The sequence below is a fragment of the Alicyclobacillus shizuokensis NBRC 103103 genome (assembly GCF_001552255.1).
GTDB classification, from domain to species: domain Bacteria; phylum Bacillota; class Bacilli; order Alicyclobacillales; family Alicyclobacillaceae; genus Alicyclobacillus_G; species Alicyclobacillus_G shizuokensis.
Genome location: NZ_BCQV01000014.1, coordinates 66,461 through 86,407 on the forward strand (window position 1 = coordinate 66,461; position 19,947 = coordinate 86,407).

At 59.5% G+C, this 19,947-nt stretch carries 23 protein-coding genes; 5 read left to right on the forward strand and 18 right to left on the reverse strand.

The window, feature by feature from the left end:
* Positions 1-133: 133 nt before the first annotated feature.
* From lipB to ASH01S_RS07560, 4 genes are all read right to left on the reverse strand, one after another.
* Entirely contained in the window at positions 134-799 is a 666-nt protein-coding gene (lipB, locus tag ASH01S_RS07545) for a lipoyl(octanoyl) transferase LipB (RefSeq protein ID WP_245628976.1), read from the reverse strand.
* On the reverse strand, positions 796-1,788 hold the full coding sequence (gene lipA, locus ASH01S_RS07550; protein ID WP_083516917.1) for a lipoyl synthase: 993 nt from the start codon (positions 1,786-1,788) through the stop codon (positions 796-798). Before lipA ends, lipB begins: the two co-directional genes overlap by 4 nt.
* 324 nt (positions 1,789-2,112) lie before the next feature.
* Positions 2,113-2,379: a biotin/lipoyl-containing protein gene (locus ASH01S_RS07555; RefSeq protein WP_067925950.1), complete on the reverse strand. Its 267-nt coding sequence runs from the start codon at positions 2,377-2,379 to the stop codon at positions 2,113-2,115.
* Positions 2,380-2,598: 219 nt separating this feature from the next.
* A complete protein-coding gene (locus ASH01S_RS07560; protein WP_067925959.1) occupies positions 2,599-3,699 on the reverse strand; it encodes a Leu/Phe/Val dehydrogenase in 1,101 nt (366 codons plus the stop codon).
* A 522-nt stretch (positions 3,700-4,221) separates the two neighbouring features.
* Between ASH01S_RS07560 and ASH01S_RS07565 the strand changes: the two genes are divergently transcribed.
* A complete protein-coding gene (locus ASH01S_RS07565) occupies positions 4,222-4,491 on the forward strand; it encodes a DUF2627 family protein (protein WP_169794201.1) in 270 nt (89 codons plus the stop codon).
* A 71-nt stretch (positions 4,492-4,562) separates the two neighbouring features.
* Here the strand turns inward: ASH01S_RS07565 and moaC are convergent, their stop codons facing one another.
* Positions 4,563-5,060 carry a cyclic pyranopterin monophosphate synthase MoaC gene (gene moaC / locus ASH01S_RS07570; RefSeq protein ID WP_067925971.1) on the reverse strand — a complete coding sequence of 166 codons (498 nt, stop codon included), beginning with the start codon at positions 5,058-5,060 and terminating at the stop codon, positions 4,563-4,565.
* A gap of 73 nt (positions 5,061-5,133) precedes the next feature.
* Here moaC and moaD point away from each other — a divergent pair, with 73 nt between their 5' ends.
* On the forward strand, positions 5,134-5,826 hold the full coding sequence (gene moaD, locus ASH01S_RS07575) for a molybdopterin converting factor subunit 1 (protein WP_067925977.1): 693 nt from the start codon (positions 5,134-5,136) through the stop codon (positions 5,824-5,826).
* 56 nt (positions 5,827-5,882) lie between these two features.
* Here the strand turns inward: moaD and ASH01S_RS07580 are convergent, their stop codons facing one another.
* Complete coding sequence (locus ASH01S_RS07580; RefSeq protein WP_067925980.1) at positions 5,883-6,953, reverse strand: MBL fold metallo-hydrolase; 1,071 nt, start codon at positions 6,951-6,953, stop codon at positions 5,883-5,885.
* Between the two features lie 117 nt (positions 6,954-7,070).
* Between ASH01S_RS07580 and ASH01S_RS07585 the strand changes: the two genes are divergently transcribed.
* Positions 7,071-8,399, forward strand: coding sequence for a glycosyl hydrolase family 18 protein (locus tag ASH01S_RS07585; RefSeq protein ID WP_067925982.1), 1,329 nt, complete (start codon positions 7,071-7,073; stop codon positions 8,397-8,399).
* 90 nt (positions 8,400-8,489) lie between these two features.
* On the opposite strand, the gene ASH01S_RS17880 is transcribed toward ASH01S_RS07585, so the two are convergent.
* From ASH01S_RS17880 to ASH01S_RS07615, 7 genes are read right to left on the reverse strand one after another with little or no spacing between them, the layout of a single operon-like run.
* Positions 8,490-8,636, reverse strand: coding sequence for a CcmD family protein (locus tag ASH01S_RS17880; protein WP_083516919.1), 147 nt, complete (start codon positions 8,634-8,636; stop codon positions 8,490-8,492).
* On the reverse strand, positions 8,636-9,343 hold the full coding sequence (locus ASH01S_RS07590) for a cytochrome c biogenesis protein (protein WP_067925984.1): 708 nt from the start codon (positions 9,341-9,343) through the stop codon (positions 8,636-8,638). Before ASH01S_RS07590 ends, ASH01S_RS17880 begins: the two co-directional genes overlap by 1 nt.
* Position 9,344: 1 nt before the next feature.
* On the reverse strand, positions 9,345-10,016 hold the full coding sequence (locus ASH01S_RS07595) for a heme exporter protein CcmB (protein ID WP_067925987.1): 672 nt from the start codon (positions 10,014-10,016) through the stop codon (positions 9,345-9,347).
* Positions 10,013-10,639: an ABC transporter ATP-binding protein gene (locus ASH01S_RS07600; protein ID WP_067925990.1), complete on the reverse strand. Its 627-nt coding sequence runs from the start codon at positions 10,637-10,639 to the stop codon at positions 10,013-10,015. The genes ASH01S_RS07595 and ASH01S_RS07600 overlap by 4 nt, the downstream gene beginning before the upstream one ends.
* 40 nt (positions 10,640-10,679) lie before the next feature.
* Positions 10,680-11,519, reverse strand: coding sequence for a carbohydrate binding domain-containing protein (locus ASH01S_RS07605; protein ID WP_067925993.1), 840 nt, complete (start codon positions 11,517-11,519; stop codon positions 10,680-10,682).
* Complete coding sequence (locus ASH01S_RS07610) at positions 11,503-13,539, reverse strand: heme lyase CcmF/NrfE family subunit (RefSeq protein WP_067925995.1); 2,037 nt, start codon at positions 13,537-13,539, stop codon at positions 11,503-11,505. Before ASH01S_RS07610 ends, ASH01S_RS07605 begins: the two co-directional genes overlap by 17 nt.
* Before the next feature lie 25 nt (positions 13,540-13,564).
* Complete coding sequence (locus ASH01S_RS07615) at positions 13,565-13,987, reverse strand: cytochrome c maturation protein CcmE (RefSeq protein WP_067925996.1); 423 nt, start codon at positions 13,985-13,987, stop codon at positions 13,565-13,567.
* 117 nt (positions 13,988-14,104) lie between these two features.
* On the opposite strand from ASH01S_RS07615, the gene ASH01S_RS07620 reads away from it, so the two are divergent.
* Positions 14,105-14,833 carry an endonuclease III domain-containing protein gene (locus tag ASH01S_RS07620; RefSeq protein ID WP_067926066.1) on the forward strand — a complete coding sequence of 243 codons (729 nt, stop codon included), beginning with the start codon at positions 14,105-14,107 and terminating at the stop codon, positions 14,831-14,833.
* Here the strand turns inward: ASH01S_RS07620 and ASH01S_RS18485 are convergent.
* The gene (locus ASH01S_RS18485; RefSeq protein ID WP_157067049.1) at positions 14,830-14,994 is read right to left on the reverse strand and encodes a hypothetical protein; all 165 of its coding nucleotides are present in this window, start codon (positions 14,992-14,994) and stop codon (positions 14,830-14,832) included. The genes ASH01S_RS07620 and ASH01S_RS18485 overlap by 4 nt on opposite strands.
* A 165-nt stretch (positions 14,995-15,159) precedes the next feature.
* On the opposite strand from ASH01S_RS18485, the gene ASH01S_RS07625 reads away from it, so the two are divergent.
* On the forward strand, positions 15,160-15,429 hold the full coding sequence (locus tag ASH01S_RS07625) for a hypothetical protein (RefSeq protein ID WP_067925999.1): 270 nt from the start codon (positions 15,160-15,162) through the stop codon (positions 15,427-15,429).
* Positions 15,430-15,477: 48 nt separating this feature from the next.
* Here the strand turns inward: ASH01S_RS07625 and ASH01S_RS07630 are convergent, their stop codons facing one another.
* From ASH01S_RS07630 to hpnC, 4 genes are read right to left on the reverse strand one after another with little or no spacing between them, the layout of a single operon-like run.
* Positions 15,478-16,767 (reverse strand): S1C family serine protease, encoded by a 1,290-nt coding sequence (locus tag ASH01S_RS07630; protein WP_067926001.1) that lies wholly within the window; start codon positions 16,765-16,767, stop codon positions 15,478-15,480.
* Positions 16,768-16,823: 56 nt separating this feature from the next.
* On the reverse strand, positions 16,824-18,206 hold the full coding sequence (hpnE, locus tag ASH01S_RS07635; protein WP_067926003.1) for a hydroxysqualene dehydroxylase HpnE: 1,383 nt from the start codon (positions 18,204-18,206) through the stop codon (positions 16,824-16,826).
* Positions 18,185-19,042 (reverse strand): phytoene/squalene synthase family protein, encoded by an 858-nt coding sequence (locus tag ASH01S_RS07640; RefSeq protein WP_067926005.1) that lies wholly within the window; start codon positions 19,040-19,042, stop codon positions 18,185-18,187. Before ASH01S_RS07640 ends, hpnE begins: the two co-directional genes overlap by 22 nt.
* Positions 19,043-19,059: 17 nt before the next feature.
* Positions 19,060-19,944, reverse strand: coding sequence for a squalene synthase HpnC (gene hpnC, locus ASH01S_RS07645; RefSeq protein WP_067926015.1), 885 nt, complete (start codon positions 19,942-19,944; stop codon positions 19,060-19,062).
* Positions 19,945-19,947: the final 3 nt, after the last annotated feature.

The window sequence follows — 19,947 nt, forward strand, 5'->3', positions numbered from 1 at the left end:
CACCCAGATGACCCCCATAGCCACTACGAATATAGCCACGATAAGGCCGCTCGTCAGGGCCAACGAACTCATCCAAATTCCCTCCTCATTGGCTTACGGCCGCCGCAAGGACCGCCCGTCTGTGAACCATGGACTAGAAGTCCATTTCAAACACGTCCGCAAATGAGGTGCGTAACCGGTCTTCCCACTCGGCAAACGACACCTCGTCCCCCAACTCGGCGGCCACCGAGGTCACCCCGCGGTCGCTGATGCCACAGGGAATAATCGCGTCGAAGTGGGCGAGATTCGTCGTGACATTGAGCGCTAATCCGTGCGCCGTAACGAATTCTCCGTTCAGGCGACGCTTGACGCTGGCCCCCACAGCGCAGATTTTGCGGTCTTCCACCCATACACCCGGGTACCCCTCACTGCGGGTGCCCTGAATATCAACCTCGGCGAGCGCTCGAATGACGGTTTCCTCCAGCATGCGAACGTACTTTCCAACGTCATTGCCCCAGGGAGAGAGGTGCAGCACGGGATACAGAACCCATTGTCCGGGGCCATGATAGGTCACGTCACCCCCTCGGTCCACCTCACGAATGGTAAAACCCATCTGTTCCAGAGCGGCGGGGGGTGTCAGGATGTGTTGAAAGGTGCCCGCCTTGCCAATCGTGATGGTCGGCGGGTGTTCCACCGCATACACGGTTTGCGCTTCGTCGTCCCCGTGCAACACCGCATCGCGCCGCGCCATCTGTTCGGCAAGTGCAGCATCGTAGTCCATGCGACCGAGAGAACGCCAGATGCCGGGTACACGACTCATGGCTGTACCGCCGCTCCTTGGCCACTACTGGCCGGTGCCGCCTCCTGCGCCGGCCGGAGTGACTGGAGAGGCATGCCGTCGGCCCGCAGCACCTGCTCATGCGCGTGATACGAACTGCGAACCAATGGGCCCGACTCCACATGAGCAAAACCGCGCTTCAGGCCCTCCCCGCGCAGCCGCAAAAACTCGGTCGGCGTATAAAACTTCTCCACCAACAGGTGCTTCTTCGTCGGCTGTAGGTACTGACCGATGGTCAGGATGTCGCAGTCCACCGCCCGCAGGTCGTCCATGGTCTGGAGGATTTCCTCCATGGTTTCACCCAAGCCGACCATGATACTCGACTTGGTGCGAATATCAGGCCGCATCTCCTTGCTGCGCCGCAACAGCTCCAGCGTGCGGTCATACTTGGCTTTCGACCTGACCTTGTCGGACAAGCGCCGCACCGTCTCCACGTTGTGATTGAGGATATCTGGCGAGGCGTCGAGGACCATCTTCAGAGCGTCCCAGTTGCCCATGAAATCGGGAATGAGGACTTCAACCCCGCATTCCGGCACACGTTCCCGGATGGCACGAATCGTCGCGGCGAATATGGAAGCCCCACCATCGTCCAGGTCGTCGCGTGCCACGCTGGTGACAACGACATGCTGCAAGCCCATGGCGACCACAGCGTCGGCCACGCGCTTGGGCTCCGCCAGGTCGAGGTGGCTGGGCCGTCCACTGGTGACAGCGCAAAACCGGCAGGCCCGGGTGCACACATCACCCAAGATCATGAACGTCGCCGTACGCTGCTCCCAGCACTCGTAGATATTCGGGCACCGGGCCTCTTCACAGACCGTGTGCAAGGAGCGCCCGTGCATGATGTCTTTCAACTGTTTATAATTGGGCCCCGTACGGATCTGGATTTTCAGCCACTCCGGGCGGGACTTGGCCTGTTCACGCATGATCTGTTCCTTCCGTTGCTGCTTTTCCACCCACTTTGGGTTGGTCATGATGAAACGCACCCCCTCGCGCCTTAGCGGCGCCCAGTCTGACTCCAGTGTAGTCGAAACCGGATGGAAAACAAAGGCGACTCCCCACAGGGGACATAGCTCCAGAACAGCCAGCCCCAGCGGCTCCGCCATCAGCAAATTGCGGCAGGGTAGAGATCATGCCCGCAGCTTTGGGCCCTGCCCTGCACGACCGGAGAGTGGAAGCGCCGGCCATGCTGCCGGCCGCCGGCCCAGAGCATGGCCAGGATGGCAGAAGACGTGGTACCGGCCGGACGAGTCGATGTGGACATCGGACTCCGCCCGCGCCTTGCCGACATCGGTGTCTCAGTCGTCGGTGGGTGCATCGTCCGCCGCGCTCCCCGTGTCAATGCGACAAATGACCGTACCCACGGCCACCGTGTCGCCTTCCTCGACAAGAATTTCGGTGATCACGCCAGCCCATTCGGACGGGATCTCCGCATTGACTTTGTCCGTCATTACCTCGAGCAAGGGTTCATGTCGGCTCACGTAATCGCCAACCTGCTTCAACCACTTGCCGATGGTGCCCTCGGTCACGCTCTCTCCCAATTGGGGCATCTTTACGTCGGTCATCGATATCCCCCTTTATGCTAGCTAACCTTTCGGTCCAGAGGCCCACAAAAAGGCGACTCCCCAGCCCCAGTATCCATCAGCAAAGACGCGCTGTCAAAAGTACACCAATTCACGCATGGCAGCCGCGATGTGTTCGTCATCCAGCCGACACCCGCGTTGCAAAGACGACGCGAAGGGCATCGCGGACACGTCCGAGGCACACTATCGATGATCCGAAACTTAACCCTCCATCACCAGCGCCCTGCGGCTATGTGGCGGAATGTAGGTGCTGGTCACCCGGCGCAGCTGCTCTATCCGCGCTTCCGCCATCCTGTCGGCTGCCTGATAGGTCGGGATGCGCTCACGTTCAGCCGTCTCGTACAGTTGCAGCATGATGTCATAGATGCGTTCAACCTTGGCCTGCGCGCGTTCCCGGTTATACCCCTCCAACTCATCGGCAACATGAATCACCCCGCCCGCGTTGATGACATAGTCGGGTGCGTACAGAATGCCTATCTCGTGCAGCCGATTCCCGTGCCGTGGCTCGGCGAGCTGATTGTTGGCCGATCCGGCAATCGCCTGGCAGCGCAGCCGGGGTATGGTGTCGTCATTCAACACGCCCCCGAGGGCGCAGGGCGCGAAAATGTCACACTCCACGGAGAAGATCTCGTTGGGGTCCACGACCTCGGCGTGCAGCAGGTTGGCCGCCCGGCGCACCGCCTCTTCATGGATATCGGTGACTACCAATCGGCCACCCGCCTTGTGCACATATTCGGCAAGCGCGTAGCCGACACTCCCCAATCCTTGGACGGCCACTGTTCGACCCGCGAGGTCGGCAGACCCAAGCGCCACCTGCGCCGTCGCCTGCATCCCGCGGAACACGCCCAAAGCGGTCATCGGACTTGGACTTCCGGACGATCCGTACGCCTGCGACACCCCAGTAACGTAGGGTGTCTCCTTGTGAATCAAGTCCATGTCATCCACCGTCGTTCCCACGTCTTCGGCCGTGATGTAGCGTCCGTTCAGGCTTTGGATGTAGCGGCCCAAGGCCCGAAACATGGCCTCGCTCTTGTCGGTCTTCGGGTTGCCGATAACGACCGTTTTCCCGCCCCCCAGGTTTAGTCCTGCGGCCGCATTCTTATAGGTCATCCCGCGCGCCAGCCGCAAGGCGTCGAGGAGGGCCTCTTCTTCCGAACCGTAGCTCCACATCCGGCACCCGCCCAAAGCTGGCCCGAGTGTCGTGTCGTGGATGGCGATTACCGCCCTGAGCCCGGACGCTTGGTCGTGGCAAAACACCACCTGCTCATAATCGTATCGTTCTAGATAGGAGAATATTTCCATGCTAAGCCCCCCAGACTAACCATGACTGTTCATAGGATAGTGTGGTTTCGAATGCCGGATACATACCGTGCAGGCGTTCTTCGTCCACACGGCGCTTCACCCCAACCGTGCCAAAATCATCATGTATGCTGCATATTGATGAAACCGCTTTCACACCAGGTCGGGGACACCGCCCTCTGAACTATCGTCAGGGATTTTCATCTCCCATTTTATGAGACTGCGCAGAGAAATGCCCGGAGTTTTGGCCGCCTCCGTTTTGTCAACCACGGCGATCAAGTCTTGAGTGCAGTTGACAATGCCTCCAACAAATTTTGCATTGCTTGCAGCCATCCCATCTCTGCCGCTAGCCGACTCGCATCGTCGCCATCGACGTAGATCGCCAACACACCCCCATCCTCTTGTGATGGATACATATGATAGAATGAATCCAGCACCCGTAGCAAGATAATTTCAAAAACATGAACTCGTCTTGTGCAGCGCTTTCATCTCATGCCGGCATTGCGAAAGGGAAGGGATCTGGCCTTGCGTTCCTTGACTGCCTGGATGATCTTGCTGGTTGTCTTCTTGCTCGCTGGCGAAGGATTCAATCTGTTCCGTGTCCATGCCGAACTGTGGCTGGCGTTCGGCGAGCCGAAGGACGCCTGGTGGGCTGTCTTTGGCGTGCTGCTGGGTCTGGGTGCGACCGCCTGGTTAGGCGGGTTTATTTACCACCGAGACAAGAAGCACGGCAAGCTGGGCAAACGGCCCCGACGTTCCCGCCCCACGCATGCGCCCCGCCGCGACGTGCTCTGACGCCGTCTCTAGCGGCGGGCGGGAGCCACCGTGCGACAGCCGTTGCTCACAGCCACCCCGGGTCCATGCGCTCAGTCCACGCGCACAAAATCCCCACTTTGGCCGCCCGACTTCCGCAAGAGACGAATGCACTCAATCGTCATTTCCCGATCCACGGCCTTGCACATGTCGTACACGGTCAGGGCCGCCACACTGCATGCGGTCAAAGCTTCCATCTCCACCCCGGTCGAATAGGTCGTGCTCACGCTCGCCGTCAATTGCAGAAGGGCTGTGTCATGGCTGTCGGAAGGCAACCACTGGCTGACCACCTCCACTTTGCTCAACGGCAGGGGATGACATAACGGAATCAGGTCGGAGGTCCGCTTCGCCCCCATCGTGCCGGCCAGCTCTGCGACCACGGTCACATCCCCTTTGGCAAGGGACCGGCTTTCCACCAACTGGCGGGTCCTGGCTGCCATGCGCACACGGGCCTCTGCCACCGCCTCGCGCCGGGTGGCCGGTTTGCCACTCACGTCGACCATCCGAGGTCGCCCGCGGTCATCAAAATGGGTGAGGTCTTTCTCTGGCATGTACCATTCCTCCTGTTGCAGACAGTCGACGCTCACGTTCCGGTGTGGTATCGTCACATTGAGGTGATAGGATGTGAAGATCCGTGTCCGATTGTTCGCAGGTATTGCAGAGACGATACAACAGCGTGAACTTATCCTCAATGTACCTGTAGGCATGTCCATCCTGCAACTGCGCCATCACCTGATGGAACAGTATCCGCAGGCCAACCAGGAGATCGCCCAGGCCATGATGGCGATCAACCGCTCCTACGCCGACGATGGGGCCATGCTGCACGAAGGCGATGAAGTGGGGGTCATTCCTCCGGTCAGCGGCGGGGACGCGTTGCCCTCATGTGTCATCAGCGCCCATCCCCTGGACGTCGCCCAGGCTTTTCATCAGCTGGAAAGCGTCCACCATGGCGGCACGGTTCTGTTTGTGGGGACAGTGCGCGAATGGACGCATGGCCGGCAAACCAGCCATTTGGAATATGAAGCCTACACCGACATGGCCTTGGCCCAAATGAAGAAGATTGAAGACGACGTGAAAGCGATGTATCGGAATGTTTGGACCCTGCAGTGGCACCGGGTCGGTCGCCTTCTCCCCACTGAAATCGCCGTCATCTGCGCCGCATCGGCACCGCACCGCGCCGATGCGTTTGCGGCCTCCCGGTTGTTGATTGATCGCCTCAAGAAAGAAGTGCCCATCTGGAAAAAGGAGTTTTACGCCGACGGCGAAACAACCTGGCAAAGCAATCCAGAGACCGCTCCCGAGCCCGAGGAATGCTGAACACAGCGGAGGCAGACGGCGGTCTAGCGCCGCCCGTCTGCGACAACGCCCTGGGTTCATGCACACACCCATTGGCAGACTCCTTGCTCGTCGGGGAACCCATACGCCAAACCCTCCTCGTGAAGCCAGTCCAGATACCCTAGCGTCTCCGACAGGATAAGGGAAACTTGGTCGGTGTGTTTCGGGAACAGGAGCCGCGCCAATTCATAGGCGGTGATCGGGGACTGTCGACGCAAACACTGCAGGACATTGTGCTTGCGCACCTCAAGCTCGTGGAGCCGCCGGTGAATGAGCGGCACCGAATCCACAATCACCCGGCCATGGCCTGGATATGTCTTTATGATGGGCAATTGCGCCAGGTCTTGCAGGCTGCGGCGGTAATCGAGCAGGCTGCGGCTGCGTTCGGCTACCGTTCCCGAGGCCGCGCCCGGCAGCGGTTCAATGATAGGATTGGGAGAAATGTGTGGGAGCAGTTGGTCCCCGGCCAACAATTCCCCGCTCTCACGGTTCCACAGGGCAATGGCCGCCTGCGCGTGGCCGGGGACCTCGAGCACCTGGAACTGGGGCAATGGCGGCAAGGGTTCTCCTGCGCGTAAAGGATGGGTAACTACCGACCGGTCGTTCCAGCGATGGAATGACAAAATACCCTGCAACGCTCGCGCCGCAACTTCCTGTGGAACACCCATGTCATGGTACAAGCGGCGATAAAATTCTGCCCGGTACGCATCGTGCGCACCGCCCGGGTCCAGCCAGTCGGAAACACGCGGATGGCTGTACACCGGTACGCCCTGCGCTTGGAAACGTCGCGTGTTGCCCACGTGATCCACGTGACCGTGAGTCAAGACGATGCCCGTCACGTCCGCGGGTGTCAGTGCGTACTGAGCCAGGCCGGCCACCAGCGCATCCCAAGCCGGATCGTACCGGGGTCCGCAGTCGACCAGCAGACACTGTCCCATGCCGTATAGAAGGTGGGCATTGACCGGGCCAACCGGCAGTGGCGTCGGCAGCTCAAGCGGATAAACCGTCACCTTGTCACAGAGAAGCTGTGAGTGCATATCCAGCCCTTCCTTTCGGCCCTTCGGGCGGCGCTTTACCGTCACGCCTTTGCGTTCATCATACGCAATCATACGATGCCCCGCAATTCTTCTAAACTACGACCGCCACTCATAGAATGCAGTGTAGGACAGGCCCACCGCGCATCTTGGCACAACCTGTAGCGATGGACGAAGGAAAGGAGAAGGTTCATGCGAAAAACACGCGCTCGCCATGTCGCGCATTCTATCCTCACGTGTGTATGGATCGTGCTCTTGGGCTGCGGGTGCCTGGGCGGGGTCGCGTGGATATACGGCGAACAGGGCACGACGAAACTGGAGGCTTCCCGTTTGGCTACGGCAGCCGTCACCGAATGGGTGGGAACGCCCCAGTATGAGAAAGCGGACCAGGTGCAACCCCACAGCCTGATGGCTGCCCTGGGGCAGATCCTAAATTTACCATTCACGCAGCCAGTGACGATGATCACGAGTCAACTGCCGGCAACCCAAACACCCTATGTCCCCACGTCATCGGATCAAGCTGGGTTGTTTCAGACCATCACTCAATGGGAGAGCAAGCTGCCCCAGCAAAAACCGATTGCGATGGGCTGGATTCCGTATAACAACGTGTCGTCCACGATTGAAATGATTCGTGAAAGCCCCGGTATCACGGTGATAAGTCCGAAGTGGCTGACCCTCAACAGCGACGGCTCCATCAGCAGCCGCATTCAGCCTGAGGTTGTCCAGTACGCACACCAGCATGGAATTTCCGTGTGGGCCCTCGTGGATAACCAATTCCGTGCCAATTTGACCCACCAGGTTCTCTCGTCGCCGGCGACCCGTCGGCGCGCCGTGCAGCAGCTTGTCCACTTGATGAAGGTTCAGGACCTGGATGGACTCAACATCGATTTTGAGAATGTGTACAGCGCCGATGAGGACGCATTGACCCAGTTTGTGGAGCAATTGCATAAAGCGTTGGCCCCCTTGCACAAAACCCTGTCCATAGACATCACGACCGACATCGTATTCCTCCGCGACGACGCGGCCTACTTTCACGCCGGGCTGGCGGCACAGGCTGACTACATCGCGCTCATGGCCTACGATGAACACTGGGGAGGAGACAAGACGCCGGGGCCGGTGGCCGATGTTCCCTGGGTCACTCAGGCAGTCGAAGACCTCTTGAACACCGGAGTGCCAGCCAACAAGGTCATACTCGGCGTGCCTTTCTATGGACGCTTCTGGTATGTTCACAAGGCCGGATGGGTGTCCGACACGGCGGTGGCGCTTCCCAACATTGATGATATTCTGCGGATTCACCACGCGACCGCCCATTGGGACGGTAAACTGGGTGTCGCCACCGTCCGGTACCCCAAACCGGACGGTTACGAAGTGGGTTGGTACGACACCCCACGGACTCTGGCCAAAAAACTCAATTTGGTCAGTGAATATGGGTTGGCGGGCGTGGCGGTCTGGTCGCTCAGCCTGTCCGACAAACAGACCTGGACCACACTCACAGACAACCTGCGGCAGGCCCTCTCTTGAAGCCAACGAGCGATGGACCTGCCGTCCATACTGTCTGAAATTACGGAAACTATGCGGTCTGGAGTTACATCGCGGCTCCAGACCCGAGTGCTACGACTGACCCTCAAGCATGCGCCGCAACTGTTCCAACTGTTTATGAACCTGGGCTTGCCGACGGATGAGCGACAACACGTAGACCAGCGTGCCCACCCAGACCACGCCGACGGCTGCCCACAGGTAGATCAGCGAATGCCTCATCAACGTCCCCCTCCCTGAATGCGCGCTTTGTGCCCACGGGCGCGGCGCATCTGTTCACGAATGCGAATGGTCTCCATGCGGGTAATTTCCAGCTGAAAGCGCAGCCAGAACAACAAGCAAAACAACAGTAGGAACCCTACAAAGCCCAGCAACAAAGGCCACGTCATGGAAGCCGGCATGTGAAATCCACTGTCGTCAATAACGGTGGGATGAATGGAGCGCCACCAGGTCACCGACTGGTGAATAATCGGAACGTCTAAGAAAGCCACAATGGCGTAAACGGCCGCCACCCTGCCGCGCCGCTCCACCCCGTCGATCGTCTGGCGCAGCAACAGATAGGCGACGTACAGGAACCACAGGATGAGCGTGGTGGTCAACCTGGGGTCCCAGGTCCACCAGGTATTCCAAACCGGGCGTCCCCAGAGCGATCCCGTCAACAGGGTGAACGTGGTAAACAATACACCGATCTCAGCCGCACTGGCAGCGGCGATGTCCCACATCAGCCGCCGCCGTATCAGATACACCACAGAGGCCACGAAGGTCACGAAAAACGCCAGTAGAGCGGTCCAGGCGCTGTTGACGTGGACATAGAGAATGCGCACAAGGTCTCCCATCTGAACCTCGGGCGGCGAGAGGACCAGCGCGCACCACAGGAACACCAACATCCAGGCTCCCACCAGCGCGACAAACAGGATGTTCGGTCTCATATCACACCTCCAGCAGCGTCTCGTAGACCAACCAGGGTAGTACACCAAACACTAGGAGATAGCCCAGCATGACATCCAGCCAGACAGAGGGCCAAGGGTTTCCGGCCAGCATGGCGGCGCTCAGCCTTGTCAGCGCCAGGAATAAGGGAACAGCCAGGGGAAACAGGGCCAAAGGCAGGAGCACCTCGCGCAGGGAACTGGACGCGAACATGGTAACCAACAGGCTGCTGACCCCGCACATGCAGGCTCCACCCATAGCCAGTACGGCCACGAAGCCCAACGGACGGCCGGGTGGCGACGAATGGAGAAAGAGAAAAAAGGCACCTGTGGTCACCGCCTCAGCCCACCACAAGAACAGTGTGGTCGTGGTCCAGCGCGCGTAAAAAATCACGCTGCGATCAACAGGCAACATCTGCAATGCATCCCGCGCGCCAAACTCCATGTCTCGGGTGTGGGGCTCTCGCGCCGTCACAGCGTTCATGAAAAAGATCCCCATCCACAGGAGACCGGCCGACCAGTCCGCGCCGATGCGGTCCGGCGCTCCCAAGGCCAGGCCAAGCAGAAGCACCAAGAGGACCCCCAGAACCGGAGTCGACACCAGCACGCGGGCGCGTCGACATTCTTGGCGAACATCGCTGGCCACCAGCCATGCGTACACCCGAACTGCGGTCATTGAAGCACCTCGAGTTGGCCATTGTGCAAGGTCAGCCCCACATCGGCCTGCGCCCAGGTCTCTTCCTCATGCGTGACCAAGAACACCGTTTTCCCAGCGGCACGCGCTGCATCCAGCATATCCCCGGCCCACGCCCGCGCCTCTTCGTCCAAGCCGTCGAACGGCTCATCCAACAAAATCAGTTCCGGGTCATGCAGGAGGGCACGCGCCATGGCTGCCCGCTGCCGCTGCCCCTTGGATAGCTGCCGCACCGGCATCAGGGCGCACTCCGTCAGTCCCGCCGCATCCGTCCACCACCTGGCGCAGCGGACAGGGTGCGACAAACCGTACAAACGGCTGAACCAGACGAGATTCTCCAATACGGTCAGGTCCCCGTAGAGCATCGGAGACTCCAACACCACCCCCATCCGTCTGCGATCCTGTACCCTAATCGGGCCTCCGGACCACAGGAGATGTCCACGGGTAGGTCTTGTCAAGCCTGCCATGATGCGCAGCAGGGTGGTCTTTCCGCTGCCGTTGGGCGCACGTAGCGCATAGCGTTGTCCGACCTCCAAGCGGAGCGTGATACCCTCTAATACGATCCGGAAATTAAACTCCTTCGTGACGTCGCACAACGCCAACATATTCGTTACTCCTTGCTGGGTAGATTTTCAGTGTGCTCGGTCAACCGTCACGCCTCACGTCGTGCGATGTCTCGTCCATCGGACCCATTGGACTGCCGCCTGCCGGCCCTCGCCAGGGCCTCCGGAATCCACTCAGTTGGCGAGGTCCACGCCGGCCCGCCTGATTGTACCCCAACAGCCCCAACAAGAACACAACGGCGGCCAACAGCAGATTGCCCACAGCTTCCGCCGTATGGACGGTAGAGTCGGCCGTCTTGCCAATCACCGGCAGGCCCAGACTGGAAGATCCCGCATCGGCAGTTGGCAGCTGTTGAATGCTGACTGGCAGGTCTTCATGTGCGGCCAGCCCCGGGTGCGTGAACACCCGATAAACGGTCCCCGAGATCGCTACTGTATCGGTCTGCGTCGACAAGTTGGAGGCCGAAAGAGCCGTGTCCCCGATGGGCAGATACAGGCGCAATTCCTCCACCGGATACGCCTGCTCCACATTTACCACGACCGACCCGTTCTCAACCCACGACACCCAGTAGGTCACTGTAAGGGTGCTGCTCCCTGCCGTCGCGGCCCGCGCAACGCGCACCCCTCCGTCCGTCCGAACCCAGGCATGGTTGCCCATCTGCACGCCGTGAGCCCCGTGCGGCAACGGCAAGGTGACGTCCTGAGGCCAGTGACCGGGATTGTGCATGCGAAGTTGTTCAACAATCTGCAACCGGTGGTTGTGTTCATCCGGCAGAAAAAAGATGTCGGCCTCGGCCACCCCCAGTCCTGAGGCGGCCTCGACCGTGCTTGCGCGGGCTCCGGCCAGGGTAAAAAAGCAGCACAGGAAGACCAATAGAAGGCGACCAAACTGACCACACCAACGGCTAGGACGTGGACGCATCACGTACATCCACCCCTTGACCAGAAGCCAGACCTGACCAACGCGCGGCCGTGCCCAGCCTTGCTCCCACCCTTGTGGGCCAGAGACTGAATAGAGTGCCAAAGATCATCAGGTACCCACCCCACCAAATCCAGGACACCAGTGGGTTCAAATGAAAGTCAAACACTGCTCGCGTGCCGCCGGAAGTGCCTATCATCACTACGTATAGATCCGCCAGTGGCCGACTGTAGATGGCGACATTCGTCAAGGGCTGCTGGCCGTCTGCGTAGAAGGTCACAGCAGGGCATAGCACGCCCAATGTACGGCCCTCCTGGGAAACAACCAGGTCGGCGTACATCTGGCGGGTTCCCTCCCCCGGCTTCACGGCTATGTCGGCAAAGGTCAATTGATACGCCCCGATGACAGCCGTCTGACCTGGAGCCAATACCTGTTGCCTTTCCAGGTGATAAGCCCCAGAACCAACCACGCCCACGGCCATCACGGCGAAAGCCAGGTGCACACAATAGCCTCCCCAACGCCGTCGGTGGTTCGCGATGACCGCGTACACGCTCCGTCCCAGTCCGTCTCCGGTCTCCGCCATCCGCCTGCGTAGCGCGGCAAGCCACTCGGACAATACGCTGGCCATCACCCACCCGGCAGTCAACATCGCAGCTGCGGCCAGCCAGGATAACCGCCCGTAGGCCATGTACATCCACAGCGTGTATACGCCGGCCGCTGCCAGCGCGACGAGACCGGAACCCAGGGACGAACGCACGACCTCAGTGACCGACGACTTTCCCCACGCTATGCGTGAGCCCACGGCCATGAGAGCCAGTATGACCACGGCCACAGGCAGTGCCACATCGTTGTAAAAGGAGGCGGAGACCACCATTTGTCGACCGACCAGCAGTTGCGACACAAGCGGGTAGACTGTTCCCCATAAGACAGCAAACATGACGGCCAAGAGCAAGAGATTGTTGAGGAGAAATCCCGATTCTCGGCTGACCACGGCCTGCAAGCGCCGTCCAGAACGCATGGACCCACCCCGCAACAGGATGGTTGCCACGGAGAACGCCACCACGAGGCCGATGAACGTAAGGTAATACACCCCCAACGGCCCATCGGCAAACGCGTGGATGCTCCACACCGTTCCGCTTCTCGTCAGGAACGTCCCAAACAGGGTGAGGACGAATGTCAGAGTGATGAGGACAATGTTCCACAGAGAGAACAAACCGCGTCGCTCTTGAGCCATCGCGGTGTGGAGAAACGCCGTCGCGGTGAGCCACGGCAGCAAGGAGGCGTTCTCGACCGGATCCCAAGCCCAATAGCCGCCCCAGCCCAGTTCCTCGTATGACCAGTGGGCCCCGTACACGATGCCGATGCCGAGAAACAGCCATGCCACCATCGACCAACGGCGGGTCACACGTAGCCACGCATCGTCGGTCTGTTTCAGCCATACGCAGGCCATGGCATAAGCATAGGGGACGGTGAAGCCGATGCAGCCAAGATAGACATTGACAGGATGAACGGTCATTCCCGGATTCTGCAGCAGGGGATTTAGGTTATTACCAACAGCCGCAGGATGAGGCAAACGTTCGAAAGGATTGGCCACGAACACAAGCAGCAACCCGTAAAAGAGCGTGATGCCATTGGAGATGCAGAGGGCCAGGGGCACCACCCGCTGCTCACCATCCTGGCGGATGGCGGCCAGAACACTGCCGTAGACAGTCAGAATGAACATCCAAAAGAGCAGAGAACCCGCGTTGCCGCCCCAAAAAGCGGCGATTCGGTAGATCAGAGGCAAGTGCGGCCCCGTGTACTCGGCTACATATGTATAAGCCAAGTTTTCGCTCACCAACAGGTCCACCAAAGCGGCGGAAGCCAGCGCCGCCAAGGCGAATTGCATGAGCACCAGCGTCCTGCCCACGCGCACGCGGTTGGTCGTTGGCCTGGCGACGGTCCATCCGTGCCATGCCATGGACAGGACAAGGACGGCCAGAAGAAGCCGCAAGGCGGCCTGTCCCAAGTCACCAATCCACACAGAGAGACCCCCTTGCTCACCTGCTTCATCCAGCGGATGTGGCTGTGTACTGCTGCGGTTGGGCTTCGTATTTAGACGGACACTTCACCAGCAGGGTGTGGGCGACAAAATGCCCATTGGACTGCAGCTTCCCTGTGACAATCACAGGCCAGTCATTGGCGAAGTCATCCGGTTGGGGCCCATGAAACACAACCGGCAACCGTTGATTCGTTTTCGGATCCCGCAAGGTGAACTGAAGCAGCTGTTGCTCTGGATGCCATCGCACGCTCGCGGCGACGACATCACCACTGACGGTCGCTTCCTGACCATCCGCCTGTGCGCCCTCTGCGGTCAATTCCGCGACCGTCATGTAATAGGTCGCGGCATGGGTCACCGCTGTTCGGATGAGGACCGCCAGCACGCCCCCCACCAGGACCAACGCCGCCACCAGCTTGATACGTACGGACACCCCGCGTTCACCCCCCGATTATCACTGACAACTGCCCAGCGCAACAACGGGCCCGCCCCCACTAGGCCAGAAGACACCGACTCAATGCTCGACGCCCGGTGCGCTATAATGTTTGACATGAAGAAGCAAACGTCCAGCTGGCCTCCGAAACGGCCCAGCCCGAAAACAACGACTCGACTCATGGAAATCTATGACCGATTGTACCGCCACTTTGGCGACCGCAAGTGGTGGCCTGCTAAGACTCGCGAAGAAATCGTCATCGGTGCCATCCTTGTGCAGAATGTCTCCTGGGCGAATACCACGAAAGCCATCCAAGCTCTCGAGGACCGCGGTCTGCTCTCCTTCCGCGCGCTCGACGCGGCCGATATTCCGCTTCTGGAAACCTGCCTCATCCCCACGCGGTTCTATCGGATGAAGGCGCAGAAGCTGAAGGCGTTTTCCCGTCATCTGAAGAGCCGATATGATTTCGACCTTGCCGCGATGCTGGAACAACCCGAACGCACTCTGCGCTCGGAATTGTTGGCCATCCACGGCATCGGTCCAGAAACGGCGGACGATATCGTGCTGTACGCCGCCGCCAAACCGAGTTTTGTCATCGACGCGTACACTCGACGCATTTTCTATCGCCTCGGCATGACGCCTGAAAAACCTGGCTACGAACCGATGCGCAGCTGGTTTATGCAGCACCTGCCGCGCGATGTATCCCTCTACAATCAATACCACGCGCTGATTGACGCGCTCGGCAATCAAGTGTGCCGACAGTCGCGGCCCGACTGCGCGAACTGCCCACTGCTGGAACTGTGCCCGCACGGAAACAAACAACTTGCTGAGGGCAGACGTCCCTAGTCACTCGATTGCGACATATCCGCCCCGATGCCAATAAAGAGGGGTACCACCATCAGGACAATACCAATAAACTCCCAGAACCCGCGCAGCTGCACCACCATCACGAGGCCAGCCAGCATCAGGACCAAACCTGTCACAAGCAACCCGGCGGCACGTGACAATGAGGTCACCTCCGTGTACAGAGATGGGAATTTTCGCGCTTGGGTGTATGATGTGAACCTATTATACCACTCCGAGAGGTGGGCGCATAGTTGCCTCGCTGCGCATAGTCTGGCACGGCTCTGTACAGGCTAAAGGTGAAACTTCCACATGGAGGAGGGATTTGGATGAGGAAAGGAACCATTGCCGCCTGGCTTCTGACAGGGTTTGCTTTGTTCGCCGCGTGGCCGGCGTGGACGCAGCCAGCGTCCGCCCATTCCGGACTCCCATGGTCTTCCACCGCGGACACCCATAAGCCTGACCCATCACACCCAAATGGAACGATGGACAAGGCGGACAAGCATGGGAAAGACCGGTGGGACACACATAAGGACGGTCATGACGACAAGGACCATGGCCAGGACCACGGAGACGCCCACGACATGGACGACGACTGACGGATTGTAACAATGGGCCGCGGGATTATCTCCCACGGCCCATGTACTTTACCACCCCCCAGTGAACGGGATGCCTTGCGAATATCCGCCTTCCCCAGACGAGTATCCACCTTCGTCTCCGAAGCCTTGCGAGTTGTCACTTTGTCCTTGCCCATTCGCGTCGTTCGGCGTCGACATTTTCTGCACCGGAATGGTCAAGGTCAGCTTCTTTTGCCCGCGGTACACTGTGACATGAACCTTGTCTCCAGGTTTGGTTGCAAACAGCGCCGTGCGAAGGTCTGCCGTATCCTGCACGTTGGTTGAATTGATGCGGACAATCACATCGCCCGCCTTGAGACCGGCGTCCTTGGTGGCCGCCGCTGTCACCTTCACCACATACACGCCAGAGTTCGTGGGCACCCCTTGCAGATAGCTGGGTGGCACCTCATCCACCGGGTACGCCTCAATACCCAACGCCGGATGGGTGGCGTGACCAGATTGGATGATTTCAGAAGTCACCACCTTGACCAGGTTTGCTGGGAGGGCAAACCCCATCCCTTCCACGCCTTCCTCCGCAATCTTGCTGCTCGTGATGCCGATGATCTGGCCCTCGATGTTCAGCAGGGGTCCCCCGCTGTTGCCCGGGTTAATGGCGGCGTCGGTCTGAATGACCGATTGGTAGTCGAGAGTCTGCTCCGATTCCGGTTCCTGCACGGGCATTTCGCGGGATTTGGCACTCACGATGCCGGATGTCACCGAATCCGCAAAGTCCAGTCCCATCGGTGTACCAATGGCCACCACTGGTTCACCCACCTCGATGTTGTCCGAGTTGGCCAGGGGCAGCGGTTCCACGCCAGAAAAGTTCGTCGCACTCGTCTTCAACACAGCCAAGTCGGTGTACGGATCGGTACCAACCACTTCGGCAGACACGTGTTTCCCCGACTCAAGCACCAGGCTCACTTTCGAACCGCCTTCGACCACATGGTTGTTGGTGACCAGATAAGCCGTATCGCCACTTTTTTCTATCAAGACACCGGTGCCGATATCCGACTCCTGATCTTGACTCTGCTGCGTAAAGAAGTCCTGGGACGACGTGTAGTTAACCACAGCCGCCACAGCCGGAGAGGCCTTCTTCACCAACTGCGTGATCCCGCTGTTCACGTTCACATCCACGCTGGTCGACGTGACCGCCGGGGTGCTCGAACTCGTATTGGACGCGGACGTGGTGGACGTGGTGGACGAAGCTTGCAGGTGCCGAGTCGCCCATGGCAATGCGGCCATAGTCGATCCGGACCCGACAACGGCGGAGACGACGCACACGGCAACCCACTTCCACACTCCCGAACCCTGTTTGCTCATGAACAACCAACCTCACTTTGTATGTGTGTCGATAGAGAGATTCCAGTTCGGTCGGTTTATACATTATACGCCTTCTCTTGAATGCACCTTGAATTGACAGCTAGACGGGCCGCAGTTCGCCCGCTGCGGACGGCACCTTCCAGACAGGCGGGCCAACCGGTATCCGTCCAATCTCCGGCCACCAGCAGCCCGGGAACCAATCCCTGGCAGGGAAACCGGTATTGACGGATGCCTGGCTCGGCCAGAAACGTGGCCTGCGTCTGCCAAACACAGACGGCCTGCAGGAGTCGGGCTGCGCCCGCTTCCGGGAACATCTGCCGCACTTGCTGATCCACTTGGCGCACGAGCTGTTGACGTGACTGCCCCAACAGGCTGCCAGCCGCGCTGATGGAGGCCGCCAACAACCGCCCGTCCCATTCCGTAGTCCCAAGAAGCCGTCCACGGTTGAACACAAAAGGCGCTGTCTGGCCGGCCCAAGCCGCCACTTCCCCAGTCATGACAGGTCGATCATATAAAAGGTATACATTCACAATGGGGCTCCAGGGTACCGAAGCCAACCCGTGCAGTTCCGAAGAGCGAGCCAAATCGTGAATGAGCAAACGTGGGAGCACATCGTGCGGTACGGCGGCAATCACCGTCTGAGCCGCAACACGTTCCCCCGCCTTGGTCCGGACACCGACAACCGCTCCCCTTTCCAACTCAACGCGTTCAATCGCTTCCCCCAAGTGGACGTGCACGCCGCGAGACCGGAGCACGCGGACGGCAGCTTCGGCCAAATCGCTCAACGGACATGCGAAATAGCCGAGACGCGCCGCGCGCCACCCGCTGACCACCCCCGTCCGCAGAGCCTGGACTGCCAAACCCGCGCTGACCTTGTCGCTTGAACCGTTCAGAACGGCGACTCCAATCAAGTCCCACAGCCTTTCAATGGCGCGGGTGGATTGCCCGTGCTCGGCCAGCCAGGATGCAAAGGACTGTCCGTCTATTCGCTCAGTGCTACCTGTCAGCACGGCCAGTGCGGCCCAGAGCGCGCGTGCCCGTTCAGCCGGGGAAAGATGGCCGTAACCCATGAGGGACTGCAATAGGTGCAGGGGTCCCGGCAAACGCCGGCTCTTTAACGTCTGCCAGGCACCGGACGCGTAGACAGGAACGGACAACAGAGGTTGAAACCGTACGGCGTCCTCCTGTCCAATTTGGCGCAAAGCAGCCACGAACTCCGTGCAACAACCCAACAGCACATGCTGACCGTTGTCCAGACGCCAACCGGTAGTGGGATGAGTGAAGGAGAACGCGCGTCCCCCAGGATGCGAGCGCCGTTCGTACAGCCAAATCTCAGACGCCGGGCGGATCTCACTCAGTTCCAGAGCCGCCGCCAAGCCCGCCCAGCCGGCTCCCACAATGACGACACGCCCCGCTGCTACCCGATTTGCTTCTGCCACAGGGCATCCCATATCAAGTGAATCTTTTTCGATTTTGATAGACTGATTCGCTCGGTCAAGACACTCTCTGGATGGGCTTCAATGGCCTTGAACAGTTCGAAGTACACCGCATAAATCATTTTCAGACACCGCCTGGAATCAGATTGAATCAATGGGAATAACTGCACAGCTTGGCGATAGTGTTCCCGTGCGCGTTCAAGCTGCCGCTGCATCAACTGGAGAAACGGCGGAGTTCTATGCCCCTTGCGGAGGTCATCTAAGGTGCACCCAACTTCCTCCATGTCTTGAGAGGGTATGTATATGCGGTTTCGCTCCATGTCCTCTTTTAAATCTCGCATGACATTGGTCAACTGCAGCGCGATGCCCATCTGATTGGCCAGATATGGCGCTTCTGCACCTGTGAAACCAAACACGTGAATGCACAACCGGCCGACCGATCCCGCTACGTATTCGCAGTACTGCTTCAGTTCGGCAAAGGTGGTGAACCGAACCGGTTTCAGATCCATGTGCATCCCGCGAAGCAGATCTTCAAACGGATCGATAGGGATGTGAAAGCGGCGGATAGTGTCCCCCAGAGCCTGCACGACCGGGTGATCGTCCTCCAGGTACGACGGTTGTGTGGCTCGGCGCAATAGGGCTTCCGCTTCCTCCAGACGCTTCATGGCCAGATCTCCGGAAAACTCATCCACCGCGTCGTCGCAGATTCGACTCCACGCGTAGATGGCGTGCATCGCCAGGCGTTTTGGCTGCGGCAGGAGCATCATGCCGTAGTAAAAACTGCTGCCTCCTTGCTTGGTGATCTGGTGACACACCTTATACGCGTGCGACAGCTCCATGTTTCGTCACCTCCCGGTTAAGCCTGCGGCAGTGCAAACAGGGTGCGCACAGCAATGGAGACCTTCCCCAAACCGGACACGGTCGGCCGTTTAAGCATCGGATCGTACTCCTGGCGGGCCAGGGCGCGCAAAATCGCCTGACCGCCGAATCGGTACATGCGCAGCTGTAGGCGGAGGCGGGGGGATACCATCGCCTCCAATGCAGCCCCTTCGACAAACATCTGGGAAGCGCGTTCGGCCTGCATCTGAACACAGCGGCGCAGTGGCTCGCTTCCCCTTCCCGCTCGCAAGTCGCTCTCTGACCCACCACACGCAGCCAAGTCTCGCAGCGGCAGGTAGATACGCCCCTGCGGCGCGTCCCGGCCCAGGTCCTGCAGATGATTCGCCACCTGCAGAGCCGAGCACGTCTTGTCCGACAAACGTTGGCGGAGAGAGTCCGTAAACCCAAACAATGCCAGCACCAGACGCCCGACTGGGTTTGCCGAATAGCGACAGTACTCCATCAGATCCTCCCAGGTCTGACAAGGCTGCTGCTGTTGATCCCGACGATTGGCTTCCAATAAATCCAAGAAGGGCTCTATCGGCAGTGAAAACTGCGTAATGGTCCGCTGTAAGGCTTGAAAGACGAAATGAGTCGGTCGACCGCCGTAGCACGCCCGCAGCTGGCGCTCCCAGGCAGCCAGCGCCGCGAGGCGATCGCCTGGGTATTCGTCACCCAGGTCGTCCACCCCTCGGCAGAAAGCGTATACGGCCCAGAAATGCGGTCGCAAGGGCTTGGGTACAAACAAGGACACCACGGAAAAATTTTCATAATGGCGGTGGACAACCTGCTTACACAGAGCGAAAGCGGCATCCTCGTCGCTGGCCAAACCTGCGTCCGGATCGACAACGAGCTGGGTCATCGC